The sequence below is a fragment of the Candidatus Pantoea deserta genome, from assembly GCF_003813865.1.
Classification (GTDB): domain Bacteria; phylum Pseudomonadota; class Gammaproteobacteria; order Enterobacterales; family Enterobacteriaceae; genus Pantoea; species Pantoea deserta.
In genome coordinates this window covers 62,939-83,132 of record NZ_RMVG01000006.1, presented here as the reverse complement: position 1 = coordinate 83,132, position 20,194 = coordinate 62,939, and the positions used below count along the sequence as shown (strand labels likewise).

At 53.7% G+C, this 20,194-nt stretch carries 16 protein-coding genes and 2 pseudogenes; 7 read left to right on the top strand and 11 right to left on the bottom strand.

The window, feature by feature from the left end; translation table 11 throughout:
• Positions 1-242: 242 nt before the first annotated feature.
• The gene (malT, locus tag BBB56_RS10180) at positions 243-2,945 is read left to right on the top strand and encodes an HTH-type transcriptional regulator MalT (protein WP_123800843.1); all 2,703 of its coding nucleotides are present in this window, start codon (positions 243-245) and stop codon (positions 2,943-2,945) included.
• An 11-nt stretch (positions 2,946-2,956) separates the two neighbouring features.
• Here malT and BBB56_RS10175 read toward each other — a convergent pair whose 3' ends face one another.
• Genes BBB56_RS10175 through BBB56_RS10160 form a run of 4 tightly spaced genes read right to left on the bottom strand, consistent with a single transcriptional unit; the run spans position 2,957 to position 7,319 of the window.
• A complete protein-coding gene (locus tag BBB56_RS10175; protein ID WP_123800842.1) occupies positions 2,957-3,508 on the bottom strand; it encodes a DUF1120 domain-containing protein in 552 nt (183 codons plus the stop codon).
• Entirely contained in the window at positions 3,505-5,865 is a 2,361-nt protein-coding gene (locus tag BBB56_RS10170; RefSeq protein WP_123800841.1) for a fimbria/pilus outer membrane usher protein, read from the bottom strand. Before BBB56_RS10170 ends, BBB56_RS10175 begins: the two co-directional genes overlap by 4 nt.
• A gap of 20 nt (positions 5,866-5,885) precedes the next feature.
• Complete coding sequence (locus BBB56_RS10165; RefSeq protein WP_123800840.1) at positions 5,886-6,575, bottom strand: fimbria/pilus chaperone family protein; 690 nt, start codon at positions 6,573-6,575, stop codon at positions 5,886-5,888.
• A gap of 54 nt (positions 6,576-6,629) precedes the next feature.
• The gene (locus tag BBB56_RS10160; protein WP_123800839.1) at positions 6,630-7,319 is read right to left on the bottom strand and encodes a DUF1120 domain-containing protein; all 690 of its coding nucleotides are present in this window, start codon (positions 7,317-7,319) and stop codon (positions 6,630-6,632) included.
• A gap of 649 nt (positions 7,320-7,968) precedes the next feature.
• Between BBB56_RS10160 and BBB56_RS10155 the strand changes: the two are divergent.
• Positions 7,969-8,430: pseudogene (locus BBB56_RS10155) on the top strand (LuxR C-terminal-related transcriptional regulator); the annotation flags it as partial.
• A gap of 22 nt (positions 8,431-8,452) precedes the next feature.
• Here BBB56_RS10155 and BBB56_RS10150 read toward each other — a convergent pair.
• The 5 genes from BBB56_RS10150 to BBB56_RS10130 all read right to left on the bottom strand — a co-directional run bounded on the left by BBB56_RS10150 (position 8,453) and on the right by BBB56_RS10130 (position 14,765).
• Positions 8,453-9,004, bottom strand: coding sequence for a DUF1120 domain-containing protein (locus BBB56_RS10150; protein WP_123800838.1), 552 nt, complete (start codon positions 9,002-9,004; stop codon positions 8,453-8,455).
• On the bottom strand, positions 9,001-11,361 hold the full coding sequence (locus BBB56_RS10145) for a fimbria/pilus outer membrane usher protein (RefSeq protein ID WP_123800837.1): 2,361 nt from the start codon (positions 11,359-11,361) through the stop codon (positions 9,001-9,003). Before BBB56_RS10145 ends, BBB56_RS10150 begins: the two co-directional genes overlap by 4 nt.
• A gap of 20 nt (positions 11,362-11,381) precedes the next feature.
• Positions 11,382-12,071, bottom strand: coding sequence for a fimbria/pilus chaperone family protein (locus BBB56_RS10140; RefSeq protein WP_123800836.1), 690 nt, complete (start codon positions 12,069-12,071; stop codon positions 11,382-11,384).
• Between the two features lie 54 nt (positions 12,072-12,125).
• On the bottom strand, positions 12,126-12,902 hold the full coding sequence (locus BBB56_RS10135) for a DUF1120 domain-containing protein (protein WP_123800835.1): 777 nt from the start codon (positions 12,900-12,902) through the stop codon (positions 12,126-12,128).
• 414 nt (positions 12,903-13,316) lie between these two features.
• Positions 13,317-14,765 (bottom strand): purine-cytosine permease family protein, encoded by a 1,449-nt coding sequence (locus BBB56_RS10130; protein ID WP_123800834.1) that lies wholly within the window; start codon positions 14,763-14,765, stop codon positions 13,317-13,319.
• Between the two features lie 281 nt (positions 14,766-15,046).
• Here BBB56_RS10130 and rluF point away from each other — a divergent pair, with 281 nt between their 5' ends.
• The 3 genes from rluF to BBB56_RS10115 all read left to right on the top strand — a co-directional run bounded on the left by rluF (position 15,047) and on the right by BBB56_RS10115 (position 17,595).
• Entirely contained in the window at positions 15,047-15,940 is an 894-nt protein-coding gene (gene rluF, locus BBB56_RS10125; protein WP_123800833.1) for a 23S rRNA pseudouridine(2604) synthase RluF, read from the top strand.
• A 270-nt stretch (positions 15,941-16,210) separates the two neighbouring features.
• Positions 16,211-16,816: a TetR/AcrR family transcriptional regulator gene (locus BBB56_RS10120; RefSeq protein ID WP_123800960.1), complete on the top strand. Its 606-nt coding sequence runs from the start codon at positions 16,211-16,213 to the stop codon at positions 16,814-16,816.
• 98 nt (positions 16,817-16,914) lie between these two features.
• Positions 16,915-17,595 (top strand): type 1 glutamine amidotransferase domain-containing protein, encoded by a 681-nt coding sequence (locus BBB56_RS10115; RefSeq protein ID WP_123800832.1) that lies wholly within the window; start codon positions 16,915-16,917, stop codon positions 17,593-17,595.
• A gap of 56 nt (positions 17,596-17,651) precedes the next feature.
• Here the strand turns inward: BBB56_RS10115 and BBB56_RS23760 are convergent, their stop codons facing one another.
• On the bottom strand, positions 17,652-17,909 hold the full coding sequence (locus BBB56_RS23760; protein ID WP_233593020.1) for an Rpn/YhgA-type helix-turn-helix domain-containing protein: 258 nt from the start codon (positions 17,907-17,909) through the stop codon (positions 17,652-17,654).
• 50 nt (positions 17,910-17,959) lie between these two features.
• A pseudogene (locus BBB56_RS23755) lies at positions 17,960-18,097 on the bottom strand (Rpn family recombination-promoting nuclease/putative transposase); the annotation flags it as partial.
• Between the two features lie 218 nt (positions 18,098-18,315).
• On the opposite strand from BBB56_RS23755, the gene BBB56_RS10105 reads away from it, so the two are divergent.
• Both BBB56_RS10105 and BBB56_RS10100 read left to right on the top strand, forming a co-directional pair.
• Positions 18,316-18,879 carry a peroxiredoxin gene (locus BBB56_RS10105; RefSeq protein ID WP_123800831.1) on the top strand — a complete coding sequence of 188 codons (564 nt, stop codon included), beginning with the start codon at positions 18,316-18,318 and terminating at the stop codon, positions 18,877-18,879.
• Positions 18,880-18,903: 24 nt separating this feature from the next.
• Complete coding sequence (locus BBB56_RS10100; RefSeq protein WP_123800830.1) at positions 18,904-20,142, top strand: protein-disulfide reductase DsbD family protein; 1,239 nt, start codon at positions 18,904-18,906, stop codon at positions 20,140-20,142.
• Positions 20,143-20,194 lie beyond the last annotated feature (52 nt).

Sequence of the window (20,194 nt, the reverse complement as noted above, 5' to 3'; positions counted from 1 at the left end):
CAGTGTGCCTCTCGCTTTTCGGCGGCTCCTCCTCCTGAATGAAATTCCCCAGGGAGGACAGCAGGGGAGGAGAAACCAGGGGAAATCTGAAAGACGAACAGGAGTGTGATTACTCTCGCTTTTGTTAAGGCTGACTCACAGGTTCGCTTGCATTCAGTTAACGAATCGATGAACGTGTATGTAGATTAATTACGAAGCGTAAAAAAATGATGCGCTGAACGTTAACGGAGAAGCGTGCGCCCATGTTGATACCCTCGAAACTCAGTCGCCCCGTTCGTCTTGAAAATACTGTTGTTCGCGATCGTCTGCTGCAAAAGCTCAGCGCCGCCGCGAATTTCCGGCTGGTTTTGATTACCAGTCCGGCAGGCTACGGCAAAACGACGCTGGTCTCTCAGTGGGCGGCGGACAGAAAGGATCTGGGTTGGTATTCACTGGACGAGGGCGATAATCAGCCGGAGCGCTTCGCTGACTACCTGATTGCCGCGCTGCAACAGGCGACGCAGGGCGGCTGTAGCCGCAGCGAGACGCTGGCGCACAAACGGCAGTACGTTAACCTCAACGCGCTGTTCGCTCAGCTCTTTATTGAACTCACCGAATGGCAGCGGCCGCTCTGGCTGATCGTGGATGACTATCATCACATTACCAATCCCGCAATCCATGAAGCAATGCGCTTTTTTCTGCGTCATCAGCCCGATAACCTCACGCTGGTGGTGCTGTCCCGCAATCTCCCACAGCTCGGCATCGCCAATCTTCGCGTGCGCGAGCAGCTAATCGAGCTGGGCAGCCAGCAGCTGGCTTTTACTCACCCTGAAGCAAAACAGTTTTTTGACTGCCGACTGAGCGCCCCGCTGGCCATTGAAGAGAGCGGCCGTCTGTGCGATGACGTGGCAGGCTGGGCAACCGCGCTTCAGCTGATTGCGCTCTCGGCGCGTCAGGGGGCAGGCTCGGCGCAGGATTCCGCGCGACGGCTCTCTGGCATTAACTCCAGCCATCTTACCGACTATCTGGTGGAAGAGGTGCTGGATAATATTGATGAGGCAACGCGCCATTTTTTGCTGAAAACCGCGCTGCTGCGGGCCATGAATGATGCGCTGGTCGTCCGCGTAACGGGCGAAGCCAATGGCCGCATGCGGCTGGAGGAGATTGAGCGGCAGGGACTCTTCCTGCAACGTATGGACGACTCAGGCCAGTGGTTTAGCTACCATCCGCTGTTTGGCTCCTTTTTGCGCCAGCGCTGTCAGTGGGAGCTGGCCGCTGAACTTCCGACTATTCACCGTGCTGCGGCCGAAAGCTGGATGGCGCAGGGATTTCCGGGCGAAGCTATCCATCATGCGCTCGCCTCCGGCGACGCCGATATGCTGCTGGAGGTGCTGCTGGAGCATGCCTGGACGCTGTTCAATCAGAGCGAGCTGACGCTACTGGAGCAGTCGCTGAATGCGCTGCCCTGGGCCATGCTGCTGGATCATCCCAAGCTGGTGCTGTTGCAGGCCTGGCTGATGCAGAGCCAGCACCGTTTTTCCGAAGTTAACCACCTGCTGGAGAGGTTTGAGCAGGCGTGCAGCAGCGATATCGATGCGGCACTTCAGGGCGAATTTCATGCCGTGCGCGCGCAGGTCGCCATTAACGACGGCAATGCCGATGAGGCGGAACGCCTTGCCAGGCTGGCACTGGAGATGCTGCCTGAAACGCGCCGCTACAGCCGCATCGTGGCGACCTCGGTGCATGGAGAGGTGATGCACTGCAAAGGCGAACTGGCCAGCTCGCTGTCGCTGATGCGTCAGACTGAGCAGATGGCGCGCCGAAATGAGGCCTGGCACTATGCGCTCTGGAGCCTGATCCAGCAGAGCGAAATCCTTTTTGCCCAGGGCTTTTTGCAGGCTGCCTGGGAAATTCAGGAGAAAGCGTTTGTGCTGGTTAGCGAGCAGCATCTTGCCCAGTTTCCGCTGCACGAATTTTTGCTACGCATCCGCGCGCAGTTGATGTGGGCCTGGGGCAGACTGGATGAGGCGGAGCAGGCGGCGCGGGAAGGCATAAAAGTCCTGAAAGGCTATCCGCCGCAGCAGCAGATCCAGTGTCTGGGCCTGCTGGTACAGTGTTCGCTGGCGCGCGGCAATCTGGATAATGCGCGTAGTTACCTTAACCGGCTGGAAAACCTGCTGAATAATGGCAGTCTGCACAGCGACTGGATCGCCAATGCCGACAAAGTCAGGGTGATCTACTGGCAAATGACCGGCGATGTGCAGAGCGCCAGCCACTGGATGCGGCACACCGCAAAACCCGCCTTCGCCAATAATCACTTCTTACAGGGGCAGTGGCGCAACATCGCGCGCGCCCAGATCCTACAGGGCGATCTCAGCCAGGCGGAAGTGGTGCTGGAAGAGCTGAACGAAAATGCGCGCGCGCTGCGCCTGATGAGTGATATGAACCGCAACCTGCTGTTGCTTAATCAGATCTACTGGCAGACCGGACGTAAAGCTGAAGCGCAACGCACGCTGATCGAGGCGCTAAAGCTGGCGCGCGGCACCGGCTTTATCAGCCACTTTGTGATTGAAGGCGAGATCATGGCGCAGCAGCTGCGCCAGCTTATCCAGCTCAACGCGCTGGAAGAGCTGGATAACCATCGCGCGCGTCGTATCCTGAATGAAATCAATAAATACCACCATCATAAGTTCGCTCATTTCGACGAAGGTTTTGTCAGCCGGTTGCTGAACCACCCGGATGTGCCGGAACTGATCCGCACCAGCCCCCTGACGCAGCGCGAATGGCAGGTGCTTGGCCTGATCTACTCCGGCTACAGTAATGACCAGATTGCCGGCGAGTTCGACGTGGCGACAACCACCATCAAAACCCATATTCGCAATCTCTATCAGAAGCTGGGCGTCACCCATCGCGCTGAGGCGATGCATCAGGCGCAGTCGATGCTGAAAATGATGGGATATGTGTGACGCATGCGCTGTCAGTTTGCTGGGTTGCCGGTGACAAAGGCGCCGTTCAGCTCCCAGGTCTGCGCTTCGTTTACCCGCGTCTCTTTCGACGATATCCAGCTGGTAATGGATACTTTACCGCGCAGCACTCTTCCCAGCGCGGGTGCATTGTTTTGCCAGAAGCGCAGCGTGCTGCCCGGTGTAAACGCCATTTCAGCGCCACGCTGACCGGCACTGTCAATCGTCACCGGCTGATTATCGATGAATACGTCATGCAGTATCAGCGTCGCCTGCCCGCCGTTGCCAAACCGATAGTGGCTGCTGTCTTTAGCTGCGCTGTTGAACGCCAGCGTTATAGGCGTTGAACGGTCGCAGCTCACCGTAATATCGAGATGACGCGTGTCACAAAGACGCAACTCGCTGGAGGTGAGTGAATTGCCGGGACAGGAGAGCAGTTCACCTCGCGTAACGGGCGCATAAGCGATCGTCGCTTCGCTGAGCTGAATCTGGCACTCCGCACGGGCGGCCGTCCCGGTTAACAGACAGGCGGTGACAACTAAGGTCAGGAGCAGTGGGTGTTTCACATTACACATCTCGCGGTTAGTGAGGCATAAAGCGTGCCCGGCGTGCTTGTCCATGGCGTCACAAGCTCAATGGCGCAGCGCGATCCGTCAGATCGTTGACTGAAAAGAGGTCCCTCAGGCAGATTGTCCAAAAACAGAGAGTTATCCTCGTTAACGAAGGCGACCAGGGAGCCTTCGGCATTTTTCACCGGACTCCCCGGCGCAGGCTCTTCTCCTTCCTGAAAAGTTAACAGCGCGCGACGCACGGAAAATGCTGGCATCACAACCGGTACAACAGCGCCACGATAGGGCGTGACATCAATGATGCCGCCGGGAACTTCTACATTTTCAGGCAGGCGGTGTTGATTGATTTGCACGGTATTTTTCTGCCAGGCCGTCCAGGAAACCACAGCGTGTCCGCTACGATCGCTCCATACGACGCCGCCAGGCGTACGAATTTCCACATCCGGATGATCGCTGTTCAGAGAAATAATGCCAAACGTATCGCCTGTTGCGCGCGGCGTGAAGGTCAGCCCGTCGCTGTGCCAGACCGCGCCTCCTCGTGCACCCGCGTTGTAGCTGGTTGTGCTCTCGCTGCGCGACATGCCACCGCTTAACTGCGTATATTTGTTTGTCCAGGTCGCGGAACTTGCCAGCGAAGCTTCTTTATGCTGCCGCTGTTCCCCTGACAAACTCCACGCAAATTTATCGTTAACCGTGTGATCGTAGCCAGCGCCGGTACTCACCTGGCCGTTGTTATTGTTAACCCAGCCACGTAGATTTTTGTTATTTCCAAGGGGAACAGAGAAGTTAAGGTAAGCATAATGGCTGTCTTCATAACGGAGATCGGAAGAGAGACGGTTCTTCTGAAGCCCGAGATTGAGATTCACGCGTCCAAGGGATCGTCCCCAGCCTAACGTGTAGCCTGTGGCATCACTTCCATTCCAGGCGTGAGACTGACTGCCCGAAAAGGTGACCGTTCCCAGCGAGGCGTGGCTATAACTGACACCCGCCGCATACTGAGCTTTAATTTGTCCCGTATCGCCAGCCGTTTTTTTCGATGACCCGGAGCTGCTGGTGTCAACATAGTCACGGCTGCGATAGCTGGCCGAGCCCGATAGTGACAGCCGATCTGTTACCGGAAGATTGAGACCGGCTTGCTGGTAAATCCCCTGCTTATTGTTACGCTCACGGGATGCTTTGTGCGCAAAAGAGTAGGTCTGCGATAGCGTTGCCAGCATATGCTCGCTCAAACGGATACCGGCACGCCAGGCCGCTGCCTGGTAATCCTCACTGGCAAGGGCGCCCACTGATAACGCCATTATGTTGTTATGAAATACGCCTGTTGAACCCATCATTACCGGATACTGGTTCTCTGTCAGGCGTAAACGTCCTGCCACGAGCGAAGTGCCGGTTTCTATCAGCGTAACGACTGGCCGCGCCTGAATATAGGGGATGGATTGCTGCTGGCGACCGCCAGCCGCATCGTAGCTGACAATTAAAAAATCATCCTGCTGGTTTATCGCTGAAATACCGGTAAGGGTGTTCATGCCAGCGTCGACGGAAAAGGTTTTCAGCAAGATGCCTCCCTGCCACACCTCGACGGTGCCCGCCTGAGCAACAAGCACATCCAGGATAACCTGATTAAGACTCCCTCTTTGAGAGGCGTTTTCAGGGGTCATCTGTGCGCCAGTGAGCGCGATGCCGGAAAAAATCGGATCGGCGGAGGTAATTTCGCCAATCTGAAGCATGGAAGACCACTCAGGGAGAGAGCGCTGCGCATAGCTATAGAGACGCGAGAAGTTGCGCTGGTTGTCAAAGCTGGAATAACTTTGCCCGCTGCGGAATATCCACTGTTCAATGTTTGCCCCAACTTCCGAGGTAAGGGTTTCCGAATAATATCCGCTTCCCGCACGCGGCTGATACTGATAGCGCCTGGCGTCATAATTGACAATCAATGCTTTGCCCCCCGTCGCGTACTGAACCTCATTAAGCAGCGCATCAGCTGCGACCTGAAGTTCAAGGCTGCTGCGTTCGACATGCTGTTCAATGCGGACGTCACTGTCTGCACCAGGCTTCAGGCAGGCAGGATCGCGGTGATCGAAGCGGCTCGGATCGATGCCCAGCTGGCTTAATAAGGGTTCCGTCCAGCAGGGGGAACCCGCCTGATCAAAGGTGATAACTCTGATACCTTTATTCTGCTTGTTGATAATGATATTGGTAGGGTGATCGCCAGGCAGAAAATGAGCAGCCTCACTCAGTAAATCAGATGTGCTGGCGTCATAACCCAGCTCTTTTAGCATATCCTGGTCAAATTTCTCAGTCGCTGCCGACCCCGCAGCGTAGATAAAAATAGTTATTATTAATATTTTTTTCATTAAGCCAGCAGCACATGTAGTTACAATTTCACCTCATAAGGTGTCGTTAAAATACCAAATCGGGTAACAGGATGTAGACGAATAGAGTTGTTATTGCAGACCGTTCCTTTCGGCAGTGAAAGCGACAGCGTTTCGTCAGGTAAAATATATGTCTTAGGCAAGGTTATTTTTTTATTACTTTGCAACAAATCAACCTGGGTCGTTAAGCGAACAACATATTTTCCAGGATTACTAATTTTAATTAACGTCCCGGAGCATGCTGCTTTTATATCCTTCCATGGCGCGATATTTACCGGCAACTCAGCTGGCGAAAGGATAACCGGGATATTTTGGCCGATCAATACACGCGTGCGATTTTTCTTATTATCATCAGGCGGAACGGAAACAAAATTAATACGCTGCATGGTCTGATGAATCAATTTCACACCATCTTTTAACACTACGCGTATTTGCTGTTTTTTTCCTGCCTCCACGCGCGCAAGCTGTGGCGTAATAATCAGTTTATTTTCAGGATCCTCAGGAATGGTTTGTAGCGTACTGTGCAGCAGTACCGCACTCGAGTCCGTATTTTGAACGTTTATTGTTGCTTCACGGTGTGTTTCATCCAGAAACAGAACGGACGCCTCAGGTTTTATTCCAGCCGCCAGCGCGGCAGATACAGATGATGAAAGCAGAGCTCCCGCAAGCACATATTGACATGTTTTTTTCATAACCGGCCTCTGAAATAGCGAAGGCGTAAACGCCTTCGCTAGTGGAGTTAGACATTACAGATAAACAATGGAGAAGGTTACGTTACCGTCAACATTCACCTCTTCGCCGCTTGGGTATTTACCCGCCCGTTTCAAAAAGACACCGCTTTTGAGGGTATAGTTAGAATTCGTCACCGGCGCCGGGCTGATTGACTCCACCGTTTTGCCTAATGCAAAGTAACTGTCTTTTGCCAGCGGAAAAGACGATGTGGAAGAAACCCTGTGCATCGTCCATGCAGATTTATCGCTGCTGGAAAGCACATTGTTATTTGCTACGCCGCCCAGGGTTGCCTCCGTGATGGTCATTACCATTGCGCCAACTTTTTCATTTGCGCTGTCATTCCCCAGCCCGAAAATGTGTTTTTCGGTTAATGCAGGGAAGGTTACACCCATGCTGGACTCCAGTTCTGCCGGGCTCATGGCGCTGCTGAGACGGTTGTCGACAGCCTGAACAGCCACGGCCGTCGCCGCATCACAGGTCACAGAAACATTAAACGGGGCAGACATCATTTCATTAAACTCCTCGTCCAGCGATGACGCAGGGATTCTACCGAAGTCGATAGATTCGGCACTCAGCGAAACATCGCAGGATGAAGGGGAGATAGAACCTGTCAGCGACAGCGTTGCAGAATCGGCAGCATAAACGGCAGCGCTCACAGAACCCATTGTCATAGCGATCACAGAAGATAATAAAATTTTACTCATGGCATCCACTTCCCTTATTGAATTGGCTTTTAATTAATCAGCAGAAATTATTTTTCCTGCTTGCAAAGAGAGTTAATTTTTCTCATCCATTAACAGTCAGGATAAAGGCAGCGCTGTCTGTCTCGGCGTTAATCCAGAGAATCGCACGCTGCTCTATCTTATTACTGGAACGTGTAACCCTGACCGTGAAAGGATAATAACATGTGTTTTCCAGCCCACCATTTCTGAAAGGCGCAAAAAAATCCTCATTTAAAAATGCGTAGAAATTTTTTGTTAAATCATACTGAGATAAGCGAGAGATCCTCAAGAAAAGTCTTTATATACCGTGAGAGTAAAGAGTGAGGAAGCCTACAAAATAAAAACATCGATTATTAAAATAGAATGAATTCATGGCTATCCATACCGACTTTTCGGTGTGCTTTTATTTACTGTTTAACTTTTATCTTTCTCAGGTTCAGGAGCGGCGAGGAATGCCGCTCCTGAATGGGAATCATTTGCTGATTAATCAGGCTTCTTTGCACTCACCGGATGTGTAGTGCCGAATTGCAGTCAGGCTCCCGCGGCGATCCCCGCATAAGCATCCCAGCCACAACAGCGCAGCAGGAAACCAGCTAATAATCCACGTCACGTTTAATCGGCTGGAAAACGCTGGATGCGGCATACCGAAATACCCGCCTTTGCCAATAATCACTTCTTACAGGGGCAGTAGCGCAACATCGCGCGCGCCCAGATCCTACAGGGCGATCTCAGCCAGGCGGAAGTGGTGCTGGAAGAACTGGCCAGCCACCGTACGCGTCGCATTCTCAATGAAATCACCACATACCATCGCCATAGATTCGCCCGGTTCGACGAAGGCTTTATCAGCCGCTTGCTCACTCATCCGGCTGTGCCGGAACTGCTCCGCACCAATCCCCTGACGCAGCGCGAATGGCAGGTGCTCGGTCTGATCTACTCCGGCTACAGTAATGACCAGATTGCCGGCGAGTTCGACGTGGCGATAACCACCCTCAAAACCCATATTCGCAACCTCTATCAGAAGCTGGGCGTCACCCATCGCGCTGAGGCGATGCATCAGCCGCAGTCGATGTTGAAAATGATGGGGTATGTGTAGCGCCGGGCTTTCTGCTGCGCCGTCAGTTCAGCGTGCCGCCGGTAAAAAATGCGCCAGTGAGTTCCCAGCTCTTACGTTCGTTTCCCTTTGAGGATTCAGCAGGCACCCAGGCGGTAACAGTGATTTTCCCACGCAGTATCATTCCCGTTGCCAGCCTCTCCTGTTGCCAGAAACGCAGGGAACGACCAGGCGTAAACGCCATTGCAACCCCGCGCTGACCTGCGCTGTCGATAATGACGGGCTGATTATCGATAAACACATCATGCAGCCTCAGCATCGCCCGTCCATCAGCGCCAAAACGGTAACTTTCTCCGTCTCTGGCCGTTCCGCTAAACCCCAGCGCCATTAGGGTAGGACGATCGCAGACGAGCGTCATATTGAGATCGCGCGCCTCGCCAATCCGTAGCTCGCTGGAGGTGAGCGTATTGCCCGGAAAGGAAAGGAGTTCGCCCCTGGTCAGGGGCGCATAATCAATCTGGGCTTCACTGAGCTGAATCTGGCATTCGGCACGAGTCGCGGTAGCGACCCACAGCCCGGTAGTAAAGGCCAGCGCTGAAAGCAATAAGGTTTTCACAATACACATCTCGCGGGTAATGAGGCATATAGCGCGTCTGGCGTATTTACCCAGGGCGTAAGGAGCGTAATTGAGCATTGCGAGCCGTCCGGCAGTTGACTGATAAGCGCGCCTTCGGGCAGATCGTCAACAAACAGGGTGCCATCTTCATTAACAAAAGCGACCAGTGTACCGCTGGCGGTTTTCACCGGGCTGCCCGGCGCAGGTTGCTCGCTCGGCTGAAAGGTCAGCAGCGCGCGGCGCACGTTAAACGCCGGCATCACCACCGGCACAACTGAGCCACGGTAAGGCGTGATATCAATAATGCCGCCGGGGATCTGCACGCTTTTGGGCAGGCTGTGCTGGTCAACTTGCACGGTATTTTTCTGCCATGCCGTCCAGGAGGTGACAGCATGTCCGCTGCCATCGCTCCAGACTACGCCGCCTGGCGTGCGAATGGCCACATTCGACTGATCGCGGTTTAAGGAAATGATGCCAACGGTATCGCCGATGCTATGCGGCGTAAAAGTCAGCCCCTCACTATGCCAGACAGTGCCTCCTCGCGCGCCAGCGTTGTAGTTGGTCATATTTTCGCTGCGGGAGAAACCGCCGCTTAACTGGGTATAGGTATTTGTCCAGGTTGCAGAGGTCGCCAGCGAAACCGCTTCACGCTGACTTTTCTCGCTCAGCAGGCTCCACGCCAGCCTGTCGTTTACCTGTTGATCGTAGCCCGCCCCAAAGCGCATTTCGCGGTTGTTTTTATTAATCCAGCTACGCAGATTACGGTTATGTCCTAAAGGCACTGAGAGGTTGAGGTAAGCATAACGGCTATCCTGGTGGCGCAGATCGCCAGACAGCCGGTTCTTCTGAAATCCGGTGTTGACGTTAACGCGGCCAAAGGCGCGCCCCCAGCCTAATGTGTAGCCCAGCGCGCTTTCACCTTTCCAGGAGTGCGACAGACTGCCCGAAAAGGTGATAACGCCCAGGGTCGGGTGGCTGTAACTAAAACCGGACGCATATTGAGATTTAATCTGTCCCGTATCGCTGGCGGCACTCTTTGATGACCAGGCGCTGTTGGTATCAACATAGCCACGGCTGCGAAAGTTGGCGGAGGCTGAGAGCGACAGTCGCTGCGTGACGGGAAGGCTGACGGCTGCCTGCTGGTACGCCCCCTGCGTCGTGCCACTGTTCGACGTGGGTTTGCGGGCAAAGGAAAAGGTCTGCGACAGCGTCGCCAGCAGGCGTTCGGTCAGACGAAAGCTGGCGCGCCAGGCTCCCGCCTGATAATCCTCGCTGGCAAGCGCGCCAAGGGCTAACGCCATCGTCGTATTGTGAAATATCCCGGTTGAACCCGTAACAAGCGGAAACTTATCCTGCGCCAGGCGAAGACGTCCTGCCGCCAGCGCGGTGCCGGTTTCCATCAGACTGACAACAGGCCTGGCCTGGATAAAGGGAATTGTTTGCTGCTGGCGTCCGCCGCTCGCATCATGGCTGATAATCAAAAAGGCATCCTGCTGGTTGAGAGCAGGAATGCCGGTAAGCGTGTTGACGCCAGCGTCGGCGGGGAAGGTTTTCAGTAAGACGTTATTCTGCCAGACCTCGACAGTTCCCGCCTGCGCGACGAGAACATCCAGCATAACCTGATTCAGGCCGCGGGTCAGGGATTCGCCTTCAGGCGTAATCTGCGCACCGGTTAGCATGATACCGGGAAAGAGGGGATCGGCTGAGGTAATTTCACCTAGCTGTAGCACTGATGCCCAGCCTGGCAAGGAACGCTGCGCATAGCTGTAAAGCCGTGTGAAGTTACTCTGGCCGTCGAAGCTGGAATAGCTTTGTCCGCTGCGAAATATCCACTGCTCAACGTTCGCCCCGATTTCGGACGTCAGGGTTTGCGAATAATAACTTTTCGCTGAACGAGGCTGATACTGATAGCGTCTGGCATCATAATTGAACATCAGCGCTTCGCCTCCGGTCACATACTGAACGGTGTTAAGCAATGCGTCAGGTGAAATCTGTAATTCAAGGAGACTACGCTCGACCTGTTGATTAATACGGATAGTGCTCTCCGCTATAGGCTTCAGACAGGCCGGAACGCTATTATCGAACTGGCGCGGATCAATACCCAGGTGATTGAGCAGCGACTCGGTCCAGCACGGCTGACCTGCGCTGTCAAAGGTAATAATTTCAATCCCTTTATTCTGATTATTAATAATAATATTGGTCGGATGGTCGCCGGGAAGAAAATGCGCGCCCGCACTTAATAGCTGAGATGTACTGGCGTCATAGCCCAGCTCCTTCAGCATTTCCTGGTCAAATATTTCCTGCTCCGCCAGCGTGGTAGCGCAAAAAAAGATACTGAAAAAAACTATTTTTTTCATGATCCCAGCAACAACCTGAATTAAAGCTTCACCTCATAAGGCGTGGTTAAAATGCCAAAGCGCGTAACCGGATGCAGACGAACAGATTTGCCGCCACAGACAGTGCCTTGCGGCAGCGGAAGCTGAAGGTTTTCCTGCGGCAAAATATAGGTTTTTGGCAGGATAAGTTTTTTATCCTCCGGTAACACATCGAGCTGCGTGGTTAATCGCACAACATAGTTAGTCGGGTTGCTTACGCTAAGAAACTTTCCGGCGCACTGAGCCTTAATCCCTCGCCAGGGGGCAATATTCTCCGGTAAATTCGCGGGAGAAAGGATCACGGGAATATTTTGACCAATCAGCACGCGAGCACGATTCTTCTTGCCATCATCGGGAGGGACAGAAACAAAATTTATGCGCTGCATCGTTTGATGCGTTAAATTCACCCCTTCTTTTAACACCACGCGTATCTGTTGTTTTTTCCCCGCCTCAATCCGTGCCAGCTGTGGCGTGATAATAAGTTTATTATCAGGCTCCTCCGGAATGGTTTGCAGGGTACTATGTAGCAGCACGCTATTACTGTCAGTATTTTCGATGTTAATAGTGGCTTCCCGATGATCATCATCGAGGAAGAGTACAGACGACTCAGGCTTTACTCCTGCCGCCAGCGCGGCTGAGGAGAAAAAAGAGAGCAGGACGCTCGCAAACGTCAATCTGGCTAACTTTTTCATAACATATTTTTAAAATAGCGAAGGCATCTTCGCCTTCGCCAGAGATGTCAGGAATTACAGATAAACCACGGAAAACGTCACGTTACCATCAATATTAACCTGCTCGCCACTCGGATATTTATCCGATCTTTTCAATAAAACATTACTTTTGATCGTATAGCTGGCATTCGTGACGACAGCTGGCGTTACTGAGTCAGCCGAGTTTCCCAATGCAAAGTAACCATTTTTTGTCAGCACATAAGAGGCCGTCGGGGAAATAGTTTTCGTCGACCAGGTTAATTTATCGCTACTGGAAAGCAGATTACTACCTGCCGTACCGTTTAGCGTGGCATCGCTAATCGCCAGCATCAACGCGCCGACTTTATTACCCGCGCTGTCATTTCCCAGACCAAAAACGTTGGTATCGATTAATTGAGGAAAGGTTACGCCAAGATTGCTTTCGATTTCTGACAGGGTCATGGCGCTATTAGAGCGGTTATCGACCGTCTGTACAGCAACCGCTGTTGCTGCATCGCAGGCGACAGACACCGTAACCGTAGGGGCTTCAAGTTGATTCATCGTACTGGTCAGCGTGGACGCCTGAACCGTACCATAATCGACAGAGGCCGAACTCAGCTCGACGTCGCAGGCGGCAGGCGAGATAACCCCTGTCACTGACAGCGTGGCAGATTCAGCTGCATGGCCGGCAAAACTAACAGAACCCATTGCCATTATAATTGCAGAAGACAGTAAAACTTTACGCATAATATTCATTCCACCTGTAAAATTCCGTTTTATCAAATTAGCTGCAAATTGTTCCTTCTCTTCGAGAAAAGACAATTTATCAGCCATACCCCTTAACAGACCGAATAAAGGCACAAAGACCTTACTCTCTGATTAATTTCGATGGAGGTGCGCGATAAATATATTCAGTTACTCAAAGCACTAATTCGGGCTGCGCTTGCATCATAGCACGTGATTTTCACGCTGTTATTTCTTTAGAAACTCACAACCTTATCATTTGGGAATCAATGTTATTTTTAGGTTAATTTTAATTTCAAAACAGGCGAAAACACGCCGAAGGAGAAGCACTATATGCAGGTAGTCTGGAGGGGTAAAAAAACAAAAAATTAAACAACGATTCTCAAAATGGAGGACATTTTTAGAAGTTCACTCTGATGTAAGAGTTTGTTGATTAAATGTTTGGCTTGCTGGCTACAGGAGCGGCCAGCAACTCCGCTCCTGTCCTTATAACAGATGCGCTAATCAGGCATCGCTTTGCTTCACCAGGTGAGGATAGCGCGTCGCGGACAAGGCCCCACGACGATCCCAGCGTGAACATCCCAGCCACAGCAGGGCGGTAGCAAACCAGCCAATAATCCACGACACATCATTCCCGGCGAAAATCCAGGTCAGCGAACCGTGATGCAGCGGATTATCGATAAAGGGCAACTGGATCAGCACGCCGATAAAATAGGTGGCAATACCCTGCCAGTTCCAGCGGCCATAGCGGCCTTCAGGCTGCGACAGCGCCGGAATATCAATGTGGCCCTTTGTGATTAGATAAAAATCGGTCAGGCTAATGGCGCTCCACGGCACGAAAAACGCCAGCAGGAACAACAGAAAGTGGGTAAAAGACTTCAGGAAAGCCGGTTCGCTTATCAGCGCGATGGCGCAGGCGATGGCGACCATCATAACGACAAACGTAATGCGTCCACGCTGGCTAAGAGAGGTTTGCTGGTTGAATCCTGACACGATAGTGGTCAGCGACATAAAGCTGCCGTAGGCGTTCAGCGTCGTAAAGGTGATCTTGCCAAAGCAGATAGCAAAATAGATCAGCATCGCCATGGTTGCGCTGCTGCCTAAGCCCACAATGTAACCCACCTCATTGCCGGAAAAAGCGCTGCCTGCGATAGCCGCCACGATGACGCCAAGCGTCATAGACGCCTGCGTTCCCAGCACGGTACCAAAAAACACGGCGCTGAACAGTCGTTTAGCCGAAACGTCTTCCGGCAGGTAGCGCGAGTAGTCAGAGACATAGGGACAGAAGGCTATCTGCCAGGAAGAAGAGAGCGACACAGCAAGTAAAAACGAAGAGAAGGTGAAGTGACGATTCTGCCAGACCTGCGACAGATCGTGCGTTGACAGCAGCGTGATGAACAGATAGAGAAAAGCCAGCACGCCAATGATGCTCGCCACCTTGCCCAGCTGATGGATCACCCGATATCCCAGCACCGCGATCACCACAATAATCAGGCTGAACAGGATCATGCCAGCGGCATTGCTGATATGTAACAGCTTCGCCATTGCCTGACCCGCCAGTACCGTGCCGCTGGCGGAAAAGCCGATATACATAATACACACCAGCACCAGCGGGATTACCGCGCCAAAGACGCCGAACTGAATGCGGCTGGTAATCATCTGCGGCAGCCCCAGACGCGGGCCTTGTACGGCGTGCAGCGCCATGATCGCCGCGCCGATAATCTGCCCGACAAGCAGGCCGACGATGGACCAGACAACATCGCCGCCGAGCACCACCGCGAGCGCGCCGGTTACGATCGCGGTAATTTGCAGGTTACCGCCAAACCACAGCGTGAACTGGCTGAACGGATGTCCGTGACGTTCGCGGTGGGGGATGAAATCAATCGATCGGGTTTCGGAAAGACGCTGGCCTTCACCGCCCGCACGCTCTGTTGCCGGGAGTTCCGCTGTCATAAGTGCCTCGCTAAGCTGGGATGTTAATTGTTATCTGCCCTTGTTAACTGCCGTGATGTTACATGTATATACATGTACGGATGTTGTCACGCAGCTTACAAACTTACAAGAGAGCGGGTCATCGGAAATTGTGATGGCGATGGCAAGCCTGGCATCAGGGACAGGAGAAAATCAGCCCTGAATGTGCTACATAAACGCTCTCTGACGCCGCGATAACATCGCTGAGGAAGAACAACGGACAAACCTGCATGAAGGGCAGGATTTACCCGTAAGTTTGTTGTATAGTCCGCGCTTTTTGGAGGTCTCTCTTGCTTAACTCATCCACCCGCCTGAACAAATACATCAGCGAGAGCGGCATCTGTTCGCGCCGCGATGCCGATCGTTACATCGAGCAGGGCAACGTGTTTATCAACGGCAAACGTGCCGCTGTCGGCGCGCAGGTCTATCCGGGTGACAGCGTAAAAGTGAACGGCCAGTTAATTGAACCGCGTAGCGAAGATAATCTGGTGCTGATCGCGCTTAATAAGCCGGTCGGCATCATCACCACGATGGAAGAGGAAGAGCGCGATAATATTCGTGATTTTGTTAACCACAGCGAACGTATCTTTCCCATTGGCCGCCTGGACAAAGATTCGCAGGGGTTAATCTTTCTGACAAACCACGGCGATCTGGTCAACAAGATCCTGCGCGCAGGCAATAATCATGAGAAAGAGTATGTCGTCACCGTAGATAAGCCGATCACTGACGATTTTATCATCGGTATGGGCGCAGGCGTGCCTATGCTCGGTACGGTGACTAAAAAATGTAAAGTGGTGAAAGAGTCTGCCTTTGTTTTTCGTATAACCCTGGTACAGGGCCTTAATCGTCAGATCCGCCGTATGTGTAAGCACTTTGGCTTTGAAGTGATGAAGCTGGAACGCACGCGCATTATGAACGTCACGCTTAAAGGCATTCCGCTGGGTGAATGGCGCGATCTTACTGACGAAGAGCGGGCAGAACTCTTTAAGCTGATTGAGAACTCCTCTTCAGAAGAGAAGCCAGCCAAAAAGAAAGCGCCAGCGAAAAGTAGCGCAGTGAAAAAGCCCGCTGTCAGCAGCGCTCCGAAGAAGAGCGATGAACGCGCCGGAAACCGTAAACGGTTTACTCAGCCTGGCCGCAAAAAGAAAGGGCGCTAAGCCGCGTGCCGTAACACTCCGGTTTTGGGCGAAGCCGTTTTTTCCGCTGCGCGATGCACGACGCTGGCTGGCAGTCTTTATGTTCTGTCGCGCCAGACAGCGTGGATTACTCGCGTTTCGCTCTGAACTGCTTGCCAGCCATATTTTGCAGAATCTTCCCTTCTCTTTGATCTTTCAGCCCTTTAAACACAGGGCATAAACTGTGATAGACTTTGTGTAAAAAACACACCCGCCCAAGACGACCGGTCTAATAACTGAAATTTTACCATGATGAATAGTGCCGAGTCCCCGCAGAAAACAGACATCCGTGAACACATCCTCGCGACAGGCCAGCGCATTATGGCCAGCAAGGGCTATTCGGCTGTGGGTCTCAATGAGATTTTAGGCGAGGCTGGCGTTCCGAAAGGCTCTTTCTATCACTACTTTGCTTCAAAAGACGCTTTTGGCGTTGCCATGCTTGAACGCTATTTTAGCGACTATCTGTCCAGCATGGATGGCATGCTGGGTCATGCGCAAGGTACGATGCAGCAGAGGCTGATGCGCTACTGGCAGCAGTGGCAGGAGACCCAGTCTTTTCAGGATTGTCAGGGTAAATGCCTGGCGGTCAAGCTGGGAGCTGAAGTGGCCGATCTTTCAGAGGCGATGCGGCTGACGCTGGAGAAAGGCACGGCAGCCATTGTGATGCGGCTGACAAACGCGATCAAAGCGGGTATAGCCGACGGCTCGCTACAGACTGATGAGACGCCTGAGGTTGTGGCGGAAAGTCTTTACCAGCTCTGGCTGGGCGCCAGCGTTATGGTGAAAATTGTACGCAACAAAGGTCCTTTCAACACAGCGATGGCCGTGACGCAGCGCGCTCTTCATGTGACATCCTGACAAGCGTGCGCCACCATCCAGGAACGGCTTTTTTTTCGGCAAAACCTAGACGACTGGTCTACTTTTAACTGTGTACAGTGACCAAACGGAGAATAGCGATGAAAGTTCTGATGGTTTTGACCTCACACGATCGGCTGGGGGATACCGGCCGTAAAACCGGTTTCTGGCTGGAAGAGCTGGCAGCCCCCTATTACGTCTTTAAAGACGCAGGGGCAGAGATAACGCTGGCATCGCCAAAGGGAGGCAACCCGCCGCTGGACCCGAAAAGCGATGAGCCGGATTCCCAGACCGAGCTGACCCGCCGTTTTTCTGCGGATGCCGAGGCCAAAGCTCAGCTGGCCGCTACAGTGCGTCTCGATAGCGTTGCCGCGTCCGACTTCGACACCGTTTTTTATCCAGGCGGCCACGGTCCGTTATGGGATCTGGCAGAGGATCAACATTCCATCGCGCTGATTGAAGAGTTTATTACCTCCGGGAAACCGGTTGCGCTGGTCTGCCATGCGCCAGGGGTGCTGCGTCATGTCAAAACCGTCGCAGGCCGTCCGCTGGTTGAAGGTAAAAAAGTAACCGGCTTTGCCAATAGTGAAGAAGAGGGCGTTGGCCTGACAAAAGTGGTGCCTTTCCTGGTCGAAGACGAGCTGATCGCCAAAGGGGGACTCTACTCGAAAGGGGAAGACTGGGGTTCCTACGTGGTGCAGGATGGCCTGCTGATCACCGGTCAGAATCCGGGTTCGTCAGCAGCGACGGCGACGCAGTTGCTGAAACAGGTCGCGCAGTAGCCAGCAAACCAGCGGCGGCATACCGCCGCCTTTTCATATCGACCGCGCAGGCTGGCCTAATGATTGATCTGTTTAAGATCCTCCTCTGACAGACCGGTCATCTCTACTACTGACGCCATATCCATGCCTTTTTTCAGCAGGTTAGGGGCGATCTTCATGCTGGCTTCCTGCTCGCCAGGGCGGCGGCCTTGCGCCAGCCCTTGCTCAATACCTTGTTCGAGACCTTGTTTCCGGCCGATCTGTTCAAGTTGTTGTGCAAGGGTCATCAGTTCATCCTCATGCTGCGACACGCGCTGTGCCAGTTCGCGAATCATCGCTTTCACATCCGGCGTTTCACCAGCCTGAAACACATAATGTATCAGCGCCTTAAGCTGCTCAGGTCACAAATTGTCAGCAGCGTGGGCGGCAGGTGCGGCGCCATAAAATCGCGCGCGGTAGCGGAGTGTGAGAGAAAGGTTTTAAATACCGCATCATGCGGCGTCGGTGTCTGGCTCTTTTTCATCCTTGTGCGATCCTCGCCCACGGCCATCGTGCCCATCCTGCCCATCGTGCCCATCCTGCCCATCCTGCTAACACAGGAAACGCAGCCGCAGCCTCTTTGCCCAGCGCGTCAAACGCCTCAGCTTTTTTTTCCACTAGCGAAACCTTTTTGCGCTCGTCGACGAAACTCTTATTAAGGTCGTCAGGCAACTCCGCCTGTTCCCTATCCGAGAGAAAGGAATGTATATGAAAGATACGCTGAAAACACTGGCCGCTGCCACGCTGCTCGCCCTGAGCTTGCCCGCAACCAGCGCCTTTGCCGCGCTACAGGTCGGCGACAACGCGCCTGATTTCAAACTCGACGCTGCGCTGGCGGGCAAGGCCACCACCTTCTCGCTACAGCAGGCATTGCAGAAAGGCCCGGTCGTGCTCTACTTCTTTCCGGCGGCATTTAGCGCAGGCTGCACGCTGGAGGCGCATGACTTCGCGGAGGCGACGGATGAATTTAACAAGCAGGGCGCCACTGTCATTGGCGTCACCGCAGGCAATACCGAGCAGATTGCTAAATTCTCGCAGCTGGAGTGCCGGGACAAGTTTACTGTCGCCGCCGATCCGGGCGCGAAAGTGGCTGCCGAGTATAAAAGCACCATGGTGTTCAAAGGCAAAACGCTCTCTGACCGCACGTCTTATGTGATCGCGCCTGACGGAAAAGTGCTGCTCAGCTATACCGACAAGAACCCGGATGCGCATATTCAGAAAGCCCTGGAGGCGGTGAAAAAATATCGTCAGGCCAATCCGGCGTAACCCCTTTGTCTGAGTGAGCTTATTATGCTGACAGCCATTGCCGCCGCCTTTCTGGGCGGCCTTATCCTTAATCTGATGCCGTGCGTGTTCCCGGTTATTTCCTTAAAAGCCCTGAGCCTGCTCCGCCATCACGATAAGCCCGCGTATGCCCGCGCTGAAGGGCTGGCGTTTTTGCTTGGCGTTCTGGTCACCATGCTGGCGCTGGTAGCCGTGCTGCTGCTGGCGCGAGCGGGCGGGGCGTCAGTGGGCTGGGGTTTTCAGCTACAGTCGCCGCTGGTGATTGCGCTGTTAATTCTGGTGATGCTGGCGTCAGCGCTAAACCTGTGTGGCCTGTTTGAAGTCGGGCTGACGCTGCAACGCGTCGGGGAAGTGGGCAGCAATCGCGGCGGTCTGGCGGGGTCGGCCCTGACCGGCGCGTTAGCGATTATTGTAGCGACCCCCTGTAGCGCGCCCTTTATGGCCAGCGCGGTCGGCTATGCGCTGACGCAGCCGCCGCTGGTCAGCAGCGTAATTTTCACGGCGCTGGCGCTCGGATTTGCCGCCCCGTTTACGCTGATCTCCTTTTTTCCGCTGCTGGCGCGCAGGTTGCCTGCGCCCGGCGCCTGGATGAACACGCTGAAACAGGGCCTGGCGTTTCCGATGCTGGGCGCGGTTGGCTGGCTGATCTGGGTACTGGAACGTCAGGCGGGTTCCGCGGCGCTGGCGGCGATTTTAGGCTGCTGCCTGCTGCTCAGCTTCGCGGCCTGGCTCTATGGCATGGCGCAAAAACGCCGTATGATGGGGCGGCGCCACCTGATGCTACACCTGGCGACCGCGTTTTCGGTGCTGCTGATGGTGCCGCCGCTGCTGAATCTGAAAACCGTGGCCACGTCCCCAGACGTCGCGGAGAACGCTGAAGCCGCCGCCGCTGTTGCCTGGTCGCCGCAGAATGTTGACGCGATTAAAGGGCAGGGTAAACCGGTCCTGGTTAACTTCACCGCCTCCTGGTGTATTACCTGTCAGGTTAACGATCGGACGTCTTTATCGACGCAGGCGGTGAAGTCGGCGATGGCGCGAACCAGCACCATTTACATGGTGGCGGATTCCACAAAATATAATCCGGATGTTGAACAGGCGCTGAGTGATTTTGGGCGCGGAGGCTTGCCGCTCTATGTGGTCTATCCTGCGGACGGCGGAAAACCTGTCGTACTCCCTCAGGTCCTCACGCCGCGCATTGTCATTACGGCACTGGAACAGGCCGCCGGGCACGAAAAGAAAACCTGAGCAGGTAATCAGTGAATAATACCTTAGCCTATCGGGCCATTCAGCCTGCTGG

Bases quoted from the DNA above. Each gene is read 5' to 3' on its own strand.
- BBB56_RS10105 (WP_123800831.1), top strand. From the start codon at position 18,316: ATGTATATGAAAGATACGCTGAAAACACTGGCCGCTGCCACGCTGCTC.
- BBB56_RS10145 (WP_123800837.1), bottom strand. From the start codon at position 11,361: ATGAAAAAAATAGTTTTTTTCAGTATCTTTTTTTGCGCTACCACGCTG.
- BBB56_RS10100 (WP_123800830.1), top strand. From the start codon at position 18,904: ATGCTGACAGCCATTGCCGCCGCCTTTCTGGGCGGCCTTATCCTTAAT.
- BBB56_RS10135 (WP_123800835.1), bottom strand. From the start codon at position 12,902: ATGGCTGATAAATTGTCTTTTCTCGAAGAGAAGGAACAATTTGCAGCT.
- BBB56_RS10120 (WP_123800960.1), top strand. From the start codon at position 16,211: ATGAATAGTGCCGAGTCCCCGCAGAAAACAGACATCCGTGAACACATC.
- BBB56_RS10160 (WP_123800839.1), bottom strand. From the start codon at position 7,319: ATGAGTAAAATTTTATTATCTTCTGTGATCGCTATGACAATGGGTTCT.
- BBB56_RS10165 (WP_123800840.1), bottom strand. From the start codon at position 6,575: ATGAAAAAAACATGTCAATATGTGCTTGCGGGAGCTCTGCTTTCATCA.
- malT (WP_123800843.1), top strand. From the start codon at position 243: ATGTTGATACCCTCGAAACTCAGTCGCCCCGTTCGTCTTGAAAATACT.
- BBB56_RS10140 (WP_123800836.1), bottom strand. From the start codon at position 12,071: ATGAAAAAGTTAGCCAGATTGACGTTTGCGAGCGTCCTGCTCTCTTTT.
- BBB56_RS23760 (WP_233593020.1), bottom strand. From the start codon at position 17,909: ATGATTCGCGAACTGGCACAGCGCGTGTCGCAGCATGAGGATGAACTG.
- BBB56_RS10170 (WP_123800841.1), bottom strand. From the start codon at position 5,865: ATGAAAAAAATATTAATAATAACTATTTTTATCTACGCTGCGGGGTCG.
- BBB56_RS10115 (WP_123800832.1), top strand. From the start codon at position 16,915: ATGAAAGTTCTGATGGTTTTGACCTCACACGATCGGCTGGGGGATACC.
- BBB56_RS10130 (WP_123800834.1), bottom strand. From the start codon at position 14,765: ATGACAGCGGAACTCCCGGCAACAGAGCGTGCGGGCGGTGAAGGCCAG.